Annotated in this window: 18 protein-coding genes and 1 pseudogene; 12 read left to right on the plus strand and 7 right to left on the minus strand. The window is 65.1% G+C overall.

Features of this window, described 5'->3' with window-relative positions:
• From AC16HO_RS00005 to AC16HO_RS00030, 6 genes are all read left to right on the plus strand, one after another.
• The coding region (locus tag AC16HO_RS00005; protein ID WP_484335228.1) for a FitA-like ribbon-helix-helix domain-containing protein at nt 1-455 on the plus strand (455 nt) is incomplete at its 5' end.
• Entirely contained in the window at nt 452-856 is a 405-nt protein-coding gene (locus AC16HO_RS00010) for a type II toxin-antitoxin system VapC family toxin (protein WP_484335229.1), read from the plus strand. The genes AC16HO_RS00005 and AC16HO_RS00010, both read left to right, overlap by 4 nt.
• 379 nt (nt 857-1,235) lie before the next feature.
• Nucleotides 1,236-2,510 (plus strand): efflux RND transporter periplasmic adaptor subunit, encoded by a 1,275-nt coding sequence (locus tag AC16HO_RS00015; protein WP_484335230.1) that lies wholly within the window; start codon nt 1,236-1,238, stop codon nt 2,508-2,510.
• A gap of 35 nt (nt 2,511-2,545) precedes the next feature.
• A complete protein-coding gene (locus AC16HO_RS00020; RefSeq protein ID WP_484335231.1) occupies nt 2,546-3,271 on the plus strand; it encodes an ABC transporter ATP-binding protein in 726 nt (241 codons plus the stop codon).
• Between the two features lie 50 nt (nt 3,272-3,321).
• Complete coding sequence (locus tag AC16HO_RS00025) at nt 3,322-4,629, plus strand: ABC transporter permease (RefSeq protein ID WP_484335232.1); 1,308 nt, start codon at nt 3,322-3,324, stop codon at nt 4,627-4,629.
• Nucleotides 4,630-4,767: 138 nt separating this feature from the next.
• Entirely contained in the window at nt 4,768-5,982 is a 1,215-nt protein-coding gene (locus tag AC16HO_RS00030; protein ID WP_484335233.1) for an ABC transporter permease, read from the plus strand.
• 45 nt (nt 5,983-6,027) lie between these two features.
• On the opposite strand, the gene AC16HO_RS00035 is transcribed toward AC16HO_RS00030, so the two are convergent.
• The 6 genes from AC16HO_RS00035 to AC16HO_RS00060 form a co-directional block, all read right to left on the minus strand.
• Nucleotides 6,028-7,203: an ABC transporter permease gene (locus AC16HO_RS00035; RefSeq protein WP_484335234.1), complete on the minus strand. Its 1,176-nt coding sequence runs from the start codon at nt 7,201-7,203 to the stop codon at nt 6,028-6,030.
• Nucleotides 7,200-7,946 (minus strand): ABC transporter ATP-binding protein, encoded by a 747-nt coding sequence (locus tag AC16HO_RS00040; protein WP_484335235.1) that lies wholly within the window; start codon nt 7,944-7,946, stop codon nt 7,200-7,202. The genes AC16HO_RS00035 and AC16HO_RS00040 overlap by 4 nt, the downstream gene beginning before the upstream one ends.
• Complete coding sequence (locus AC16HO_RS00045) at nt 7,943-9,523, minus strand: alpha/beta hydrolase (RefSeq protein WP_484335236.1); 1,581 nt, start codon at nt 9,521-9,523, stop codon at nt 7,943-7,945. Before AC16HO_RS00045 ends, AC16HO_RS00040 begins: the two co-directional genes overlap by 4 nt.
• Before the next feature lie 3 nt (nt 9,524-9,526).
• The gene (locus AC16HO_RS00050) at nt 9,527-9,724 is read right to left on the minus strand and encodes a helix-turn-helix transcriptional regulator (RefSeq protein ID WP_484335237.1); all 198 of its coding nucleotides are present in this window, start codon (nt 9,722-9,724) and stop codon (nt 9,527-9,529) included.
• Nucleotides 9,721-10,323: a hypothetical protein gene (locus AC16HO_RS00055; protein WP_484335238.1), complete on the minus strand. Its 603-nt coding sequence runs from the start codon at nt 10,321-10,323 to the stop codon at nt 9,721-9,723. Before AC16HO_RS00055 ends, AC16HO_RS00050 begins: the two co-directional genes overlap by 4 nt.
• Nucleotides 10,324-10,448: 125 nt before the next feature.
• Nucleotides 10,449-11,198: an FAD-binding oxidoreductase gene (locus AC16HO_RS00060; protein ID WP_484335239.1), complete on the minus strand. Its 750-nt coding sequence runs from the start codon at nt 11,196-11,198 to the stop codon at nt 10,449-10,451.
• Between the two features lie 64 nt (nt 11,199-11,262).
• On the opposite strand from AC16HO_RS00060, the gene AC16HO_RS00065 reads away from it, so the two are divergent.
• From AC16HO_RS00065 to AC16HO_RS00080, 4 genes are all read left to right on the plus strand, one after another.
• Entirely contained in the window at nt 11,263-12,222 is a 960-nt protein-coding gene (locus tag AC16HO_RS00065) for an ABC transporter ATP-binding protein (protein ID WP_484335240.1), read from the plus strand.
• A gap of 103 nt (nt 12,223-12,325) precedes the next feature.
• Nucleotides 12,326-13,117 carry an ABC transporter permease gene (locus AC16HO_RS00070; protein ID WP_484335241.1) on the plus strand — a complete coding sequence of 264 codons (792 nt, stop codon included), beginning with the start codon at nt 12,326-12,328 and terminating at the stop codon, nt 13,115-13,117.
• 93 nt (nt 13,118-13,210) lie between these two features.
• On the plus strand, nt 13,211-13,522 hold the full coding sequence (locus AC16HO_RS00075; RefSeq protein WP_484335242.1) for a hypothetical protein: 312 nt from the start codon (nt 13,211-13,213) through the stop codon (nt 13,520-13,522).
• A 28-nt stretch (nt 13,523-13,550) separates the two neighbouring features.
• The gene (locus AC16HO_RS00080) at nt 13,551-13,877 is read left to right on the plus strand and encodes a hypothetical protein (protein ID WP_484335243.1); all 327 of its coding nucleotides are present in this window, start codon (nt 13,551-13,553) and stop codon (nt 13,875-13,877) included.
• 78 nt (nt 13,878-13,955) lie between these two features.
• Here AC16HO_RS00080 and AC16HO_RS00085 read toward each other — a convergent pair whose 3' ends face one another.
• Entirely contained in the window at nt 13,956-16,046 is a 2,091-nt protein-coding gene (locus tag AC16HO_RS00085; RefSeq protein WP_484335244.1) for a winged helix-turn-helix domain-containing protein, read from the minus strand.
• Between the two features lie 298 nt (nt 16,047-16,344).
• On the opposite strand from AC16HO_RS00085, the gene AC16HO_RS00090 reads away from it, so the two are divergent.
• Complete coding sequence (locus AC16HO_RS00090) at nt 16,345-16,656, plus strand: hypothetical protein (RefSeq protein ID WP_484335245.1); 312 nt, start codon at nt 16,345-16,347, stop codon at nt 16,654-16,656.
• A gap of 6 nt (nt 16,657-16,662) precedes the next feature.
• Nucleotides 16,663-17,614, plus strand: a pseudogene (locus AC16HO_RS00095) (hypothetical protein); the annotation flags it as partial.

The following is a 17,614-nucleotide window of genomic DNA, read 5'->3' on the forward strand; positions in this document are numbered from 1 at the left end:
CCGCCTCGCGCAGAATCTTGACCATCTGTTCTTCAGTGAATCGTGCCTTCCGCATAGACTCCTCGCTTCGTTGGCGGGAGCCATCTTCTCAACTTTCAGCCGGTCCGAGAATCGCCGGGCAGGTCAGTCCATGCACGAGCGGTCAGCCTGTGCTTGACCGGAACCAAAAAGAAACCATAATGGTTCCGGCGATTGCTGGAAGGAAGCTTGTGATGCCAACCAACCTGACCCTAAAGAACATCCCCGATGAAGTCTACGACCGGTTGCGCTGGTCCGCCGAGACGCACAGGAGAAGTATCAACAATGAAGCGATCGTCTGCCTTGAAGCTATTTTGGCCCCGGCGCGTGTTCCAGTGTCCGAACGAATTTCGAGGGCGCGAGGACTCCGAGCCGGCTTGCCCAAGAAATTCAAAGCGAAGGAAGTCGACAGATTGAAACGAGAAGGTCGTCCGTGATCATAGTTGACACCAATATTCTGGCCTATCTCTACCTGCCAGGAGAGTTTACGGAGCACGCAGAGGCGCTGTTGGTGAAAGAACCGGAATGGGCAGCTCCAGTTCTATGGCGGAGCGAGTTCCGGAACATCCTGACCGGGTATATGCGCCGCGGAACATTGAGTGCGAATCAAGCATTTGCGATCCAGCAGGAAGCAGAAAGTCTCATTGCCAGCAACGAGCAATTCGTTGACTCTGGCGCGGTGCTTCAGTTGGCAAACAGCAGTGATTGCTCCGCGTATGACTGCGAATTTGTCGCTGCTGCTCAAGCGCTGGGGGTCGGTCTCGTCACGATGGATGGAAAGCTCTTGAAGGCTTTCCCCAAGATTGCGAAGCCGCTCTTTAAGGCAGACTTGAGTTAGGCGGCCGCGGAACGCGGTCCGCGTGAATTGTTAGGTGCTTGCGGCATGAACACTGCCGCGCTCGTCTTCGCGGCGGCGGATTGCAACGAGCCCTGATCGTCACCTACGACGACGACCGTACGGCTATGCGATCCATCGGCATGTGCTCGCGCAGGACGAGACGATCCGCGATCCGGTGCGCGCGAGCCGATGCGGTGCGCGACGAACGCGGACGGACAGTGCGCTGTCCGCGAGCTGTCCGTCCGCGCTGACGGACAGTAAGTGGATCCTCAAGCGCGGCAGAAAATCCAGCTTGGGCAAGGGGTTGAAACGGTTGCCATGATTGGCACGAGGATTGCTTCTGCAGGGGTGTAGCAACTTTCAGAGAAGCGCGACCCCCATGATTCGAGACACTTCCGCGCAGGACCGCCGCATCGAGATCGCGCAGCCGCGCGTCAACAAACGTTGGCTGGTCATCGGTGCGGTGGGTGCCGCGGTGCTCGTCGCGCTGATCTGGCTGGTGCCGTCGGTCGCGCGCCTGATCTCCGCAGGCACCTCGGCTTCCGCCGCCAGCTTGCGCATCGGCGAGGTCAAGCGCGGCACGCTCATTCGCGACGTGTCCGCGCAGGGCAAGGTTGTCGCCGCGCAGGCGCCGACGCTGTACGCGACTGCAGCGGGCACGGTCACGCTGCTCACGCATGCGGGCGACAAGGTCGACAAGGGCCAGGTCCTCGCCGAGGTCGACAGCCCCGAGCTGACCAACAAGCTGCAGCAGGAACAGGCCACGCTGGCGAGCCTCGAAGTGGACGTCGGCCGTGCCGGCATCGACGCACGGCAGAAGGAATTGTTCGCAAAGAAGACCGTCGATTCGGCGCGGATCGATCGCCAGACCGCGGCGCGCGAGGTCGAACGCAAGGCGCAGGCGTTCCAGAAGGGTGCGATGCCCGAGATCGAAGTGCTGCGCGCGAAAGACGATCTGGCCAAGGCCGAACTCAACGTCAACCAGGCGCAGGCCGATGCGCGCCTGCAAAACGAGACGGCGGCGTTCGACGTCAAGACCAAACACCTCGCGTTCGACCGGCAGAAGTTGCTCGTCGCCGACCTGTCGCGCCAGGTCGAGCAACTCAAGGTGCGCTCGCCGGTTGCCGGCCAGGTCGGCCAGCTGCTCGTGCAGCAGAAGGCCAATGTGCCGATCAACACGGGGCTCGTCACCGTCATCGATCTGACTTCGCTCGAAGTGGAGTTGCAGGTGCCCGAAGTGTTCGCCCACGACCTCTCGATCGGCATGCCGGCGGAAATCGCCGACGGCGCACAGAAGTACAAGGGCGAACTGTCCGCGGTGTCGCCGGAAGTGGTCAACGGCCAGGTCGTCGCGCGCGTGCGCTTCGCCGCCGACAAGCCTGCCGGCCTGCGCCAGAGCCAGCAACTGACCACGCGCATTCTGATCGACGAGCGCCCGAACGTGCTCATGGTCGAACGCGGTTCGTTCGTCGACACCGGCGCCGGCCGGACCGCCTACCTCGTCCACGACGGCATCGCCGAGCGCAAGGCCATCCAGATCGGCGCCACCAGTCTCAATGCGGTGGAAATCGTCTCCGGCGTCAAGGAAGGCGACCGCATCGTGATCTCCGGCACCGATGCGTTCAAAGGCGCCGAGAAAGTGGTCTTGAACTGAATCCCGCGAACCGACTCAGCCAGCAGGAATTACCCATGCTAAAGATGCAGCATTTGTCGAAAGTATACCGTACCCACATGGTCGAGACTCACGCGCTGCGCGACTTCTCGATCCACGTGCGCGATGGCGAATTCGTCGCCGTCACCGGCCCCTCCGGTTCGGGCAAGACGACCTTCCTCAACATCGCCGGCCTGCTCGAGGAGTTCAGCTCGGGCGAGTTCTGGCTCGACGGCGTGGACGTGCGCGGCCTCGGCGACGATGCGCGCTCGAAGCTGCGCAACGAAAAGATCGGTTTCATTTTCCAGGGCTTCAACCTGATCCCCGACCTCAACCTGTTCGACAACGTCGATGTGCCGCTGCGCTATCGCGGCTTCAACGCCGCCGAGCGCAAGAAGCGCATCGAGGAGTCGCTGTCGCGCGTCGGCCTGTCCTCGCGCATGAAGCACTATCCGTCGGAGTTGTCCGGTGGCCAGCAGCAGCGTGTCGCGATCGCGCGCGCCTTGGCCGGTTCGCCGCGCCTGCTCATGGCCGACGAGCCGACCGGCAATCTCGACTCGCTGATGGCGCGCGGCGTGATGGAACTGCTCGAAGAGATCAACCGTGCGGGCACGACGATCATCATGGTCACTCACGACCCCGAACTCGCCGCGCGCGCGCAGCGCAACGTGCACGTGATGGACGGTCAGGTCACCGATTTTGATACCGAACCCGCGTTGCGCGTAACGACACGCAAGCCGGATGCTGAGGCGGCGGTGGCCTGATTCTTCTTCCTTCCCCAGCGAACGGGGAGGGGCAAAGCAAAGGAACGAAGATGTTTTCCTACTATCTGCAACTCGGCCTGCGCAGTCTCAGGCGCAATCCGGTTCTGACCGCGCTGATGGTGTTCGGCATCGCGCTCGGCATCGCCGCGAGCATGACCACGCTGACCGTGATGCATCTGATGGGCAGCGATCCGATTCCGTGGAAGAGCGACAAATTGCATTACGTGCAGTTGGACAACTGGAGTCCCGACAGGCCGTACAACGATGACGGCCGCTCGCCCGACCAGGTGACCTATCGCGATGCGGTCGCGCTGATGGAAGCCGGCAAGGCCGACAAGCAGGCGGCGATGTACAAATTGTCGTTGCCGGTGCAGCCCGCGAATCCCGAGCTCAAGCCGTTCCAGTCGCTCGGGCGCGTGACCTATGCCGATTTCTTCGCGATGTTCGAGCCGCCGTTCGCCTACGGCAGCAGCTGGAACCGCGATCAGGATGCGCAGCATGCGCGAGTCGTCGTGCTCGGTCGCGACATGAACGAGAAGCTGTTCGGCGGCCAGAACAGCGTCGGCAAGACGGTGCGCCTGGACGGTCAGGACTACACGATCGTCGGTGTGCTCGGCGAGTGGAAATTGCGCACCCGCTATTACGACCTCACCAACGGTGCGTTCGCCGACCCGGACGATTTTTTCATGCCGTTCACTACCGGTATCGACCTCAAGCAGCGTTCGACCGGCAACAACAGCTGCTGGAAGGAACCGGGCGACGGCTGGGATGCCTATCTGCAATCGGACTGCGTGTGGATTCAGATGTGGGTACAGCTCGACTCGCCGGCGCGTCTGGCTGACTACAAATCGTTCATCGACTCCTATGTCAACGAGCAGAAGAAATCCGGCCGCTTCCCACGTCCGCTCAACAACCGCTTGCCCGACGTCAACGAGTGGATGGTCGACCAGAAAGTCGTGTCGAGCGATGTGAAGGTGCAAACCGGGCTGGGCTTCGCGTTTCTCGCGGTCTGCCTGGTCAACACGATCGGCCTGCTGCTCGCCAAGTTCACGCGCAAGGCGGGGGAGGTTGGCCTGCGTCGCGCGCTCGGTGCGAGCAAGCGCGACATCTTCACCCAGTTTCTGACCGAATCGGGTGTGGTCGGCCTGTCCGGCGGCGTTCTCGGTCTCGTATTGACGGGGTTGGGCCTGGTTGCGGTGCGCAGCCTGTACACGGACTACAAGAGCGTCGCGCAGCTCGACTGGACGATGATTGCGATGACGGTGGTGCTTGCGGTCGCGGCCGCAGTACTCGCCGGCTTGTACCCGACCTGGCGCGCCTGCCAGGTGGCGCCGGCCGCACAGTTGAAAACGCAATAGCCGGCGATGGACCGGGCAACCCGCCGCAATCATCGCAGGTGCACACGCGGCAGCGTCGCGCCGCGTGCGCTTGCTTCGGCAACCCCTGAGGCTGGCGCGCCCCGCGCCGACATGCCCTTCGTCTGAGAGGTGTTCATCATGGAAATCCGTCCCATTCTTTCCGCCCTGATGCGCAGCAAAGTCGCGATGGTCCTGATCGGACTGCAAATCGCGCTGACGCTGGCGATCGTGTGCAACTCGCTGTTCATCATCAAGCAACGGTTCGAACACATGCAGCGACCCAGCGGCATCAACGAAGCCGACACGTTCTGGTTCGGCAGCAGCGGTTTCGGTCGCGGCTACGATGCGCGTGCGACCCAGCTCGCGGACTTGCAACTGCTCCGCCGATTGCCCGGCGTGGTCGATGCCTCCCCCGCGTGGAGCGTGCCGCTGAGCGATGGCGGCTGGAGTACCGGCATGAACCTGCAGCCGAAGCAGAAAACGTCGACGGCGGACACGGCGCTGTACATCGTCGACGATCACGCCGTGAATACCTTCGACACGCACCTCGTCGCCGGCCGCAATTTCAAGCCGGAGGAAGTGGTCAACGCCACGTTCGGCGACAGCCTCCACCCGGCGGCCATCATCGTCACCAAGGCATTGGCGGACAAAATGTTTCCCGATGGCAGCGCGCTCGGCAAGCAGGTGTATCTCGCCGAGGATCCGCCGACCAGCACAATCGTCGGCATCATCGATCGCATGCAACAGCCGTGGGCGACCAGCGAAAGCATCGAATACACGACACTGGTGCCGGCGCACATGCCGTACGGCAACTTCACCCGCTATGTCGTGCGCGCCGAACCCGGTCGCCGCGACGAGGTGATGAAGCTCGTCGAGCAGAAGCTCGTGGAATCCAATCCCAGCCGCATCATCGGCAAGATGCGCACGATCGAACAGACGCGCAACGAGGCGTACTCGAGCGATCGCGCGATGATGATCATTCTGGGCACCGTGATCTTCCTGCTGCTGGCAATCACCGCGCTCGGCATCGTTGGCATGGCCAGCTTCTGGGTCGCGCAGCGCACCAAGCAGATCGGTACGCGCCGCGCGCTCGGCGCGACGAAATTCGACATCCTGCGCTATTTTCTCACCGAGAATTTCCTGATCACGAGTGCGGGGCTGCTCGTCGGCGGCTTGCTCACCTACGCGCTGAGCCTGTGGCTGTTGACCCACACCGACGGAGCGAAGCTGCTGCCCTGGTACTACGTGCCAGTCGGCTTCCTCTGCCTGTGGCTGCTCGGCCAGCTCGCCGTGCTCGGGCCGGCGACGCGCGCCTCGCGCGTGCCGCCGGCGGTGGCGACGCGCAGCGTCTGAGCTTGTGCCCGTCCTGCGCGCGTGGCACGAGCGCGGGATTTCCGGCTATGCCGAAATCGCCAGTTTCTCGCTGCGATAGATGCGCGTGGTAACGAGGTAGACGAGCACGGCCGCGAGCGTGGTGCAGGCGAAGCACAACGCGAGCGCGGTGAAGTTGACCGCTTCGCCGCGCAGGAAGCGCGTCAGGGCGATCTGCTGGCCCATCAGCGGCACCGCGTACATCCACGTCTGCGGCTTGAACGGCAGCACGGTCAGCAGCATCGTCGGAATCGCCGGCACGAAGGTGAGCAGGCCGAGCCAGGTCTGCGCCTCGCGGTAGCTCTTGGCGAACGCGGCGACCATCGTCTGCAACCCGGCCAGAAGTGCGGCGAGCGGCAGCATCACGAACAGCCCGCGCGCGAGGAAAGCCAGGCCGAGGTGCAACTCCATGCCGAGCTTGTCGGTCGGCAGGAAATGGCCGGCAACGGCGAATGCGATCATGCTCAGCAACACGGTGGTCATCGAGAACGCCGTCGTCGCCGCCAGCTTGCCGGCGAGAATCTTCCCTCGCGCAACGGGAGTGGCAAGCAGAGGCTCCAGCGACTGGCGCTCGCGTTCACCGGCGGTGGTATCGATCGCCAACGCCATGCCGCCGATCAGCGCGCCGAGGATGAAGAAGTAAGGCAGTATGCCGAACATCTGCCCCGAGCGGCTCTGCGGAGTGGACTGGTCGCGTTCGGCGACGACGACCGGTTTCATCACGCTGGGCGACAGGCCGCGCGCGAGCAGGCGCAGCGCGCCGGTGCGTTGGCCGTAGCCGTCGAGCGCGGCCTGCACGCGGCGTACCGCGCTTTGTGCGTCGCGCTGCGATTCGTCGAAGACGACGTCGACCTGGGCCGGCTCGCCCTTGTTCCAGCTTTCCGCGTACTGCGGCGGAATGCGCAGCACGACGTCGGCGTCCTGTTCGCGCACCGCGCGCTCGGCGTCGGCCGGGCCGGGCCGGATCTCGACGCGCTGCTGCTTCAGCGCCTGGATCAGGTTCGGCGCATGCTCGGCGCCGATCACCGGCAGCTTGAGCGGCGCTTCCGCCTTCTCGATTTCGCGCGAGACCAGCGTGTTGATCAGCACGACGAACAGCAGCGGCCCCATCAGCGGGCCGGTGACCAGGGTGTTGATCACGGTGCGCTTGTCGCGCAGGTTCTCGCGCACTTCTTTCAGGAAAACGATCAGGGCGGCGTTCATGCGGCAAGTCCCTCGTCGGTACCGATCAGCTTGACGAAGGCGTCTTCGAGATTCGCCTCGCCGGTCTGCGCGCGCAGCGCGTCCGGCGATTCGTCGGCGACGACGCGGCCGCGTGCGATGACGACGATGCGGTCGCACAGCGCGGCCACCTCCTGCATGATGTGGCTGGAGAACAGCACGCAGCGGCCTTCGTGTTTCAGTTGTTTCAGAAATGCGCGCATCGCGCGCGTTGCCATCACGTCGAGGCCGTTGGTCGGCTCGTCGAGGATCACGTTCTTCGGGTCGTGCACGAGCGCGCGCGCGATCGCGGTCTTCACGCGTTGGCCCTGGGAGAAGCCTTCGGTACGGCGTTCGGCGATGTCCTCCATCTCGAGCGCGCGGATCGCGGCATCGCTGCGTGTGCGGATCGTGGCCTGGTCGAGCCCGTGCAACTGGCCGAAGTAGGCGATGTTCTCGCGCGCGGTCAGGCGTTTGTACAGCCCGCGCGCGTCAGGCAGCACGCCGAGGCTGCGGCGCACGGTCAGCGGATCGCTCGCCGCATCGACGCCATCGACGAGCACCTGGCCCGAGTCGGGCCGCATCAACGTGTACAGGCAGCGCAGCGTCGTCGTCTTGCCGGCGCCGTTGGGGCCGAGCAGGCCGGTGATCTCGCCGTCGCGCGCGCTGAAGCTGACGCCATCGACGGCGACAATCTTCTTCGCGCCGCCGCCAAAGGTCTTGTGCAGGTTGTTCACTTCGATCATGGCGCGGCTCCGTTGAAGTCGATGAGTGCGGGCAGCGGGCCGAGCGCATCGGCGCAGGTCGCATCCAGCGTCTTCGGCGCGAGCTTGTCGATGAACTCGCCGACCAGCTTCGGGATGCAGCCGCGGCCGATGACGTTGTGGCCCTGGCCCTTGGCGACGATGAGTCTGGCGTTGTCGAGTCCTTTCATCACCTGCTCGCCGTAGCGCGGCGGGGTGACCGGATCGAACTCGCCTTCGAGCACGAGGATGGGCTTGTCGGATTTCAGCGGTGAATGGAAATCCGCCGGCATCACGCCGTGCGGCCAGACCGCGCACATCGCCGTGATCGCATCGGTCAGGCTGGTGCCGAGCAGCGTGTTCGCATCGACCGGATCGGGCTTGATCAGGTCGGCGTCCTCGCTGCAGACCACCGAGGCCTGCATGCCGCCGTTCATCGTGCCGGACATGCCGTCCTGCAGCAGCCGCGTCTGTCCCGCGAGCGGCGCGTAGTTGCCTTTCAGGCCTTCGGCGATCGACAGCGGCAGCAGCGCGGCGGTCTCCGGCGAGTAGGCGAACATGCGCACGAGGCTGGCAAGGCGGTTCGCGCTCAGGCGCAGCCCGGTCGGCTGGAACGTGACCGGATCGCGAAACGTTGCGTCCCGCGGCTGCGCGCGCAGCGCGTCGCGCAGTTGAACGAGGCTGGCGTACGGATCGCCGAATGCCTTCGCGCAGGCCGCATTCTTCGCGCACAGGGCGAACTGCGCACGCAATGCCGAATCGAGGTTCTGCGCGAAGCCCTGGCCGAAGACCAGCTCGTTCGGCGCGACCGAATCGAGCACGACGCTGCGCACGCCGGCGGGGTAGCGCATCAGATACTGTTGTGCCATGCGCGTGCCGTACGACACGCCGACGAGATCGAACTGTGGTGCGCCGAGCGCGAGACGCAGATCCTCGAGATCGCGTGCGGCGATCGTGGTCGTGTACTGGCGTGGGTCGGCTTTCTTCTCGACCTCGGCGAGGCACTTCGCCACCGCCTCGCGCAACTTCTGCGTATCGATGCCGTTGTCGGTTTCGCCGACCTGGGTGCGGTTCTTTTCGTCGTCGCGGGTCGCCTCGCAGTCGAGCGGATGCGACTCGCCCGTGCCGCGCTGGTCGAGCAGCAGGATGTGGTGATGCTTGCGCAGCGGGGCGAGCGCGCCCGCGATCTGCGGATACGTCTCGACCGCCGCCTGGCCGGGGCCGCCAGCGAGGAAAACGACGATGTCGCTGTCGGCGCGCGCGGCCTCGCTCTTGATCAGGGCAAGGTGGAGATCGATCCGGCGGCTGGCCGCGTCGTCGCGCCGATTTTCGTCGCGACGTTCCGGCACCGAGAACGGTGCGCAGAACGCGGCGGTCGTCGCGCCCGATTTCTTCTGCGGCAGCTCGCAGGCATGGAACGCGAGCGTGCCGAGGGTGAATTCACGCGCGTTCGCCGGAATCGCCGCCGCCGCTGAGTGCGTACCGCCACTGTCGGCGTGCGGCGCGGCGAAGAATTTCCATGCCAGCGCGCCGGCTGCGACCAGCAGCAGCGCGAGTCGGAACAGGTTCTTCTTGTCCATGTGTCAGTCCTTTCCCGGTTGAAAAATCGACTCGATCGGCAGGCGAAAAAGTCTGGCGATGCGGAACGCGAGCGGCAGGCTCGGATCGTACTTGCCGGTCTCGATGGCGTTGACTGTCTGCCGCGACACGTCGAGCTTCCCGGCCAGATCGCTCTGCGACCAGCCGCGCTCGCCGCGCAGTTCGCGCAGCTTGTTGTTCATTCGCCGCCGGACCCGATCCGCCGCCGGCGCAGGGCAAAAACCAGTGCGGTCATGGCGAAGGTGGCGGCAAAGGTAGTGAATACGGCCGCGCCGGATGCATCCGCCTTGCCCCACCACGCCCACAGCGCGACGATGCCGAACAGCAACGCGAGACCGATGAAGCGGTAATGCGCCGGCAGGCCGTCGATGTCGTCGCAGCCGCTGCCGTAGTGCCGCGCCATCCACCACTGCACGGCGCCGTAGCTAAGCAGCATGATCGGAAATACCCAGATCAGCAGCATGGGCGCGGCGTCCTGCGGAACCGCTTTGGTGATGGCAAGAAAGCCGCCGATCAGGCTGAACACGCCGACGATCGCGCTGCCCGCGCCGAGGCCGATCAGGTGCGTGCGCTGCTCGAGTTCGTCGCTCTGCCAGATGCGCCGGCCGAGCAGCCAGACGATGTAGAGCAGCGGCAAGACGGGAATCAGCGCATAGACCGGGCGCAGCATTGGATCGCCGGCGTGGCGCGCATGCGGAAGCAGGGCGATCACGAGCGCGACGTACACGGAACTGGCGGCGAATACGCGCAGATCGTATTGCGTCTTGGACAATCGCGTCATTGCAGCTCCCCACGGCATTGGATCGGTATGTCAAGTGTGCTTGACACGCACATGCTGCGCCAGGGTGGGGGAATTGTCAAGTATCCTTTACATCGCGAAACACCTTCGCGATGGCGCACGCAAAATCAGCGCGACGAAACGTACTTCTCGCGGCGGATATGCGGAATCGGCAGGCCCGCTTCCTTGAGTTGGTTGAACGACTGGTCGACCATGTCCGGATTGCCGCACAGATAGGCGATGTCGCGTGCCGCGTCGGGTTTGACTTCTTCGAGCGCGACCTGCACGCGGCCGCTGCGGTCGTGCGCGCGCGGTTGTGTGCGCGGCGTGCGCGAGAAGCAGGCGTAGAAGCGGAACCGTGGATGTTCGCGCGCGAACGCCTCGAACTCGTCGCCGTAGAGCAGTTCGGCTTCGTTGCGCGCGCCGTAGATCAGCGCGACTTCGATGTCGCGCTTGGCGAACAGCGCCTTGAACTGCGGCAGCATCGCGCGGTACGGGGTCACACCGGTGCCGGTGGCAACGAGCACGTAGCGTGCGTTGGCATCGTTGTCCATAAGGCAGAAGCGTCCGTAGGGGCCGCTGGCGTCGATGGTTTGGCCCTGTTCGAGATTCTTGAAGATGTCCGTCGCCGCGCCGCCGTCGACATAGGACACGGCGATCTCGAGGCGATCGACCGCCGAGCCGTCGCCCGCGCCGATCGTCGCCACTGAATAGCTGCGCTTGGTCGGCTTGCCGTCGGCGTAGTGGAAATGCACCTGCACGAACTGGCCGGGCAGGAAGGCGAACGGCGCGCCGTCGGCGCGTTCGAAAACGAGATGGCGCACCGCAGGCGCGAGCATGCGGCTGTCGGCGAGACGCAGGGAGAAGTGTTCGGCCACGGAGGAATCGAATCCGCAAAATCAAAGACCGCTATACTACGCGCTTAGCCTCGCCAAAGCAGCCATGAGCAACGCTCCCGCACCCGTCCCGGCGCTCGAAGTCGCCGATCTGCGCAAGACCTACGCCACGGGCGTCGAAGCACTCAAGGGCATTTCCCTGATCGTTCAAGCCGGCGATTTCTACGCCCTGCTCGGGCCGAACGGCGCGGGCAAGTCCACGTTGATCGGGATCGTTTCCTCGCTGGTCAATCCGAGCGCGGGCGATGTGCGCGTGTTCGGCCACTCGGTGCGCAGCGAGCGCAGCGCCGCGATGCAGATGATCGGCCTCGTGCCGCAGGAGATCAATTTCAACCTGTTCGAGACGCCGCTGGACATCTGCGTCAACCAAGCGGGGTTCTACGGAATCGAGCGCGATGTGGCGCGCGCGCGCGCGGAAAAATACCTCAAGGAGCTTGCGCTGTGGGACAAGGCGCGGGCGGTGACGCGCACGCTGTCCGGCGGCATGAAGCGGCGTCTGATGATCGCGCGCGCAATGATGAACGAGCCGAGGCTGCTGATCCTCGACGAACCGACCGCGGGCGTCGACATCGAGATCCGCCGCTCGATGTGGAAGTTCATCGAAGGCATCAACGCGGCCGGCACGACGGTGATCCTGACCACGCACTATCTCGAGGAAGCCGAGCAACTCTGCCGCAACATCACGATCATCGACCACGGCCAGGTGATCGAGAACACCTCGATGAAGAAATTGCTGTCCAAGCTCGACGTCGAGACCTTCGTATTCGATCTCGCCAACCCGATCGACGGCCTGCCGACGATCGATGCAGTGAAGCTCACGCATATCGACGCGCACACGATCGAGGTCGAGATGTCGCGCGCGCACGACCTCAATTCCGTTTTTGCGGCCTTGTCCGCGCGCGGGATCATGGTCAACTCGATGCGCAACAAGGCCAACCGCCTCGAAGAGCTGTTCGTGCGGCTGGTCGAGGGCAACCTCGGCGGTACCGGCAAGGAAGCCGCATGAGCACGATTCAATTGAACGGTTTGTGTTTCATGCAAATGCAAGAAGAAAAAGACAATCGGGGTCGCGCGCTGCTCGCGCGACATGTTTGCCGGTCGGCGGTGGCATGAACGCGCACGGCAATCTCGTCGCGCTCGGCACGATCGCGCGCCGCGAAGTCATGCGCATCCTGCGCATCTGGTCGCAGACGCTGCTGCCGCCGGCAATCACGATGACGCTGTATTTCATCATCTTCGGCAGCCTGATCGGCAGCCGTATCGGCACGATGGCGCAGGGCATCGGTGGCGCGCCGATTTCGTACATCGAGTACATCGCGCCGGGCCTGATCATGATGGCGGTGATCCAGAACGCCTACGGCAACATCACCAGTTCGTTCTTCAGCGCCAAGTTCCAGCGCTTCGTCGAGGAGATGCTGGTATCGCCGATGCCGAGCTGGGCCATCCTCGCCGGCTACGTCACCGGCGCGGTGCTGCGTGGTTTCATGGTCGGTGTCATCGTGCTCGCGATCAGTCTGTTTTTCACCAAGATCCATCTGTATCACCCGCTGGTCATGCTGAGCACGTTTTTGCTCGCCGCGGTGATCTTCGCCCTGCTCGGCTTCGTCAACGCGATCTACGCGCGCAAGTTCGACGACATCGCGATCATCCCGACCTTCGTGCTCACCCCGCTGACCTACCTCGGCGGGGTGTTCTACAACGTCGCCCAGCTGCCGTCGCCGTGGAAGGAGATTTCGCATCTCAATCCGATCCTGTACATGGTCAACGCATTCCGCTACGGCCTGCTCGGCGTCAGCGACATCGACCTGACCTGGGCTTACCTGATCATGTTCGCGTTCGTCGTTGGCCTCGGCGTGTTGTGCATGAGCCTGCTCCACCGCGGCGTCGGCTTGCGCTCGTAGACTGCGCCGCGACGGTGCGGTAATCGAAGGCCGTTCTTGCCGTATTTCCGGGTGAGCGACGACACCGCGTCGGTCGCATCCAGGAGAGCCGCAATGAACGTTTCGAACCTCGTTCTCGCCACCGCGTTCGTCGCGGCGAACGCGGCTGCCGCGCAGCCGAGTGCAGGCCTCGATTCCGTCTCCGTGCGCGGCGAGCGCATCGTCATCGCGTGCGCTGCTCCGTTCACGCCGAGCTTCGCCGCCGTCGCCGAGCTGATCGACTCGAACAATGCCACGCTGATCCACGCCGAACGCGAGCGTGTGTTGCACACGGTCACGCGTTTGTGCATGCGCGGCGTCGGCTACGTCGCGTTCGTTCGCGACGAGGATTCGACGTCGCCTGCGTTGGCCCAGGTCCAGCCCTGAGACCCGGCGCCCGCAAGGAGAGCGCGTCATGTCGACCCCGACCTCACTCGTATTCAAATCGGCCACCACACTGCTGGCGATAGCGGTCTGCGCTGCCTGCACGTCGCAAGTGCACGAGCGTTCCGCGGCCGCCGACGTGTTCGTGCCATGCTGGGGCGATGCCCCGCCGCGCATGCGTCATGTCGATTGGGCGCTGAGCCAGCGTGGTGTCGCGCTGGACCTTCCAGCCCGCGAACAGATGCTGCGCGCCGCGCAACGCATATGTGCCACCGGCGCCGCGCATGCCGACTTCGCGCTTCGGTCCGGTTCGTCGCCGGCGGACGAAGGCTGGCTCAGTCACGCCGGCGGACCCTGACCTTGCGCGTCGGCCAGCGGCGCGGGCCGTTGGCCAATCAATGCGACACACGACCGGGCGTTGCGGTGAACCAAAGGGTCAGTCGCAGCGCGCGCCGTCGCCGTCGGGGCGGCATTGTGGCGGAAAGTCGTGCGCGCGCCAGTAGTCGAGGATGTGGGTGTTGCGCAGGTAGTCCTGGAATGCCTGCGTGCGGCGCAGCGCGGCGTATTCGGGCTGCCAGGCCAGCAGGAAATATGGCGGCGGATGGTCGCTGTGCAGCATGTTCTCGAAGGCGGCGAGCACGGCCTGCGCGTCGTAGCCCGCGGGATCGAGCAGGCGCGAGAAGTTGTAGCGGCCGGTGACGTGCTCGGATTCCCCGATGGCTTTGCGCGCCTGCGGCCACCGCGAGGCGTCCTGCAGCGCCGCCGTGACGGCGAGATACGAATCGCGGAACCCCTCTTTTTCGGACATCTGCCCGGCGCATTGCTGCGCTTGCGCGAAATCGTGGCGCCAGACCGCGTTGTGCCAGCGCGCATAGGAAGCATTCGTGGGCTCAGTGAGCTTGAGGACGACATCGAAGGCGATCTTCGCCTCGTCGTGCCGGCCGAGCGCGTCGAGCACGTGTGCGCGGTACTGGCTGGCCGGCGGAAAAATCGGGTCGGAGCGATAGGCGGTCTCGAACTCGCGCAGTCCCTCCTCGAGATAGCCCACGGCCGCCAAGTGGAAAGCATAGTCGGTGCGGATGGTGACGTCGGTGGGATCGAGCGCCAGTGCGCGGCGGTGTTCCGCGATGCAGGGATCCCACTCCAGGCGCTTGCAGGCCTGCTGGGCGAGCGCCTCGTGCGCGTCGGCCAAGTCGGGATCGAGTTGCAACGCGCGCGCGGCTTCGCGCTCCACTTCGGCCCGTTGCTGATCGTCGAGAACCTGCCACCAGGACAGGTAATGCGCCAGCAGCCCGTGCGCGCGTGCGTAGTCGGGCGCGCGTGCGACCATTTCGCGCAGCGCCGCGAGCGCCGCGGCATGGCGCGGCCTGCCCGGCGTCAACTCGGGCCGGAGCAGCACGCTGCGCAGTTCGAGGTATTGGCGATACAGGGCCGCGTCTTCGCTGCTGGCAGGCGTTTGCGCGGCCGCGAGGCCCAGCCGCAGCGCCAGCGCGCCGGCCACGGCCTGCGCGATCTCGCTCTGCATGGCAAAGATGTCGGACGACTTGCGGCCGTAGTTCTGCGCCCAGATGGCTTTGCCACTGGGCACTTCGAGAAGGCGCAGGTCGATGCGCAACTGTTCGCCGTTCTGGCGCAGGCTGCCCTCAATTGCATGGCTGACGTGCAATTGCTGGCCGAGCTGTTCGAGGTCGAGCTTGCGCTCCTGGGCGAGCCTGGCGGAGGTCTGCCCGATCAGCGCGAGACCCTCGATGTGCGCGAGCCGGGTAATCAATTCCTCGCTCAGGCCTTCGGCCAGCGCAGCGTCGGGGGCGGCGCTACGCAGTGGTAGTACAACCAACATTGGCGGCGAAGCCTTGGTCGGTGTTTGCGTCGGCAACGGCGTCCGGGGGGACGGCCAAAAGCCGATCGCGCCTGCGAACAGCAGGCACGACGACAGCGCCGCCACCGGCCAAAGCCAACGCCGCGCCGCGGGTTGCGCAGGCGAATCACGCAGCGCGGTGATGTCGGTGCGCGATGGGGGTGCTTCGTGCCCGGATGCGCGCGGCGGCCCGGAAGGACTCGGCGCGCTCGCTGGGGGTGATGGCGTTTCGTTCGGTGCCGGCGGCGCGTCGGTTTCCACCGCCGGCCGGTCCACGGCCGGTATTTCCTCCGACACGCCGGCAGCGCCATGCACAGGCGCACGCCGTTCATCGAAGCGCGTTTGCGCCTCGAAACGATAGCCGACGCCGTGCACGGTCCTGAGGTATTGCGCATTGTGCGCGTCCTCGCCGAGCGCCTGGCGCAACAGGGTGACAATGCGATTGAGCGTGCCGGGGGTGACGTGGTGATGGCCCCACACGGCATCGAGGATCTCGTCGCGCGTGAATGCGCGGCCGGGCTGCCGCGCGAGCAGCGCGAGCACTGCGAACGCCTTCGGTTCGATCGGGATTTCGCGCGCATCGACGAACAGACGCCGGCCGGCCAGGTCGATTTCGACCCGGTCGAACGAAATCCAGCCCGATACGGCGTCGTTTTCCCCGCTGGCCAAGCGTCCCCTCCTTTGCCGATCGCAAACACGATTCCGAGGATACCAAGGCGATGCCAGACCCCGATGTCCTTGCGCCGTTGCTCCTGTCTTTTGCCGTCATTCCCGGTTTCGTCGAAATGACGGCAATTTTCGGCGCTCCCCAAGCTTTTCCCAAGGGTTCCCTCGTGCCGGCACAAGCGATTCCGGGCGCCGGCATCAAGCTTCGCGCGGCGCGGATGGCGACACTGGCTGCGTCCCGGCGCAGACCGCCGGAACTGGGTCGAAAACCACCCCGCGCACCGACAAAGAGGATACTCCAATGAACGCCAGACTCATCGCCATCATCGCCGGTTTCGTCGCAATCAACGCCCACGCCGCCGACCATTCCGCCCTGTCCACCGTCGACGTGCGCGCCCAGGCGACGCTCGTGGTCGACTGCCGTAACCAGAAACTGCCGGGCCGCGACGCCGTGGCCGAAGTGCTCGGCACGAACAACGCTGGCGCGATTTACGCCGGCCGCGAAACCCTCGTGCGCTATGCCCATCGCGAGTGCATGCACGGCGCCGGCCATGTCGCCTTTGTGCGCGACGGCAGCGTCGCGACGCCGTCGCTCGCGCTGGCTTCGAGGTAAGCCCCCATGAACCGCGCTCACATCATCGCCGTCATCGCCCTGCTCGCGGGCGCTGCCGATACCGCCAACGCCCAGAGTTTCGGACCCTGGGGCAGTCCGCAGCCCGTCGCGGCGATCAATACGGCCGCCGCGGAAGGCTGTCCGATCGAATCGCCTGACGGTCTGGCCCTGTACTTCGCTTCGAGCCGCGCCGGGGGCCTGGGCAAGCAGGACATCTGGCGCACGTTCCGCGCCACGGTGTCCTCGGTCTGGGGGGCCGCCGAGAACCTCGGCGCGCCAGTGAACACGCCCGAGTTCGACTACTGCCCGACGCCGATCGCCGGCAATGCGCTGCTGTTCGTCAGCTCGCAGCCGACCGCGGACGACTGCTATCCCGGCGACACGCCACCGCCGCCACCGACCGGCGGCCCGTCGGCCGGCGACATCTTCCTCAGCACGGAAACCTCGCCGCACGTCTGGTCGGCGCCGAAGAACCTGGGCTGCTATCCGAACGGTCCAAATACCGCCGGCGCCGAATTCAGTCCGTCGCTGGTGACCACGGCCGAGGGCAAGTTCCTGTTTTTCTCCAGCGCGGGCTATCCCGACAGCCAGGGCCAGGACATCTACGTGAGCCAGCAGCTCAACGACGGTACGTTCGGGCCGGGCGTGCGCGTGGCGGAGCTGTCCACGGCGGCGGACGACCGCATGCCCAACGTACGCGCGGACGGGCTGGAAATCGTGTTCAGTTCCAACCGTGCCGGAGCGACCGCGTTCGACCAGGATATCTACGTCGCCACGCGTCCCAATACCCACTCTCCATGGTCGGCGCCGCAGCGCATCGGCAATCCGGCGATCAACACCACCGCATCCGAAACCCGCGCCTCGCTGTCGGCGGACGGCACGCGGCTGTACTTCGGCCGCAAGCTCGACGGCAACGATCCCGGCGACGTGTTCGTCGTCACGCGCGCGCTGATCGCGG

This window comes from Rudaea sp. (genome assembly GCF_057139185.1).

Bases quoted from the DNA above. Each gene is read 5' to 3' on its own strand.
- AC16HO_RS00015 (WP_484335230.1), top strand. From the start codon at position 1,236: ATGATTCGAGACACTTCCGCGCAGGACCGCCGCATCGAGATCGCGCAG.
- AC16HO_RS00020 (WP_484335231.1), top strand. From the start codon at position 2,546: ATGCTAAAGATGCAGCATTTGTCGAAAGTATACCGTACCCACATGGTC.
- AC16HO_RS00025 (WP_484335232.1), top strand. From the start codon at position 3,322: ATGTTTTCCTACTATCTGCAACTCGGCCTGCGCAGTCTCAGGCGCAAT.
- AC16HO_RS00030 (WP_484335233.1), top strand. From the start codon at position 4,768: ATGGAAATCCGTCCCATTCTTTCCGCCCTGATGCGCAGCAAAGTCGCG.
- AC16HO_RS00035 (WP_484335234.1), bottom strand. From the start codon at position 7,203: ATGAACGCCGCCCTGATCGTTTTCCTGAAAGAAGTGCGCGAGAACCTG.
- AC16HO_RS00040 (WP_484335235.1), bottom strand. From the start codon at position 7,946: ATGATCGAAGTGAACAACCTGCACAAGACCTTTGGCGGCGGCGCGAAG.
- AC16HO_RS00045 (WP_484335236.1), bottom strand. From the start codon at position 9,523: ATGGACAAGAAGAACCTGTTCCGACTCGCGCTGCTGCTGGTCGCAGCC.
- AC16HO_RS00050 (WP_484335237.1), bottom strand. From the start codon at position 9,724: ATGAACAACAAGCTGCGCGAACTGCGCGGCGAGCGCGGCTGGTCGCAG.
- AC16HO_RS00055 (WP_484335238.1), bottom strand. From the start codon at position 10,323: ATGACGCGATTGTCCAAGACGCAATACGATCTGCGCGTATTCGCCGCC.
- AC16HO_RS00065 (WP_484335240.1), top strand. From the start codon at position 11,263: ATGAGCAACGCTCCCGCACCCGTCCCGGCGCTCGAAGTCGCCGATCTG.
- AC16HO_RS00070 (WP_484335241.1), top strand. From the start codon at position 12,326: ATGAACGCGCACGGCAATCTCGTCGCGCTCGGCACGATCGCGCGCCGC.
- AC16HO_RS00075 (WP_484335242.1), top strand. From the start codon at position 13,211: ATGAACGTTTCGAACCTCGTTCTCGCCACCGCGTTCGTCGCGGCGAAC.
- AC16HO_RS00080 (WP_484335243.1), top strand. From the start codon at position 13,551: ATGTCGACCCCGACCTCACTCGTATTCAAATCGGCCACCACACTGCTG.
- AC16HO_RS00090 (WP_484335245.1), top strand. From the start codon at position 16,345: ATGAACGCCAGACTCATCGCCATCATCGCCGGTTTCGTCGCAATCAAC.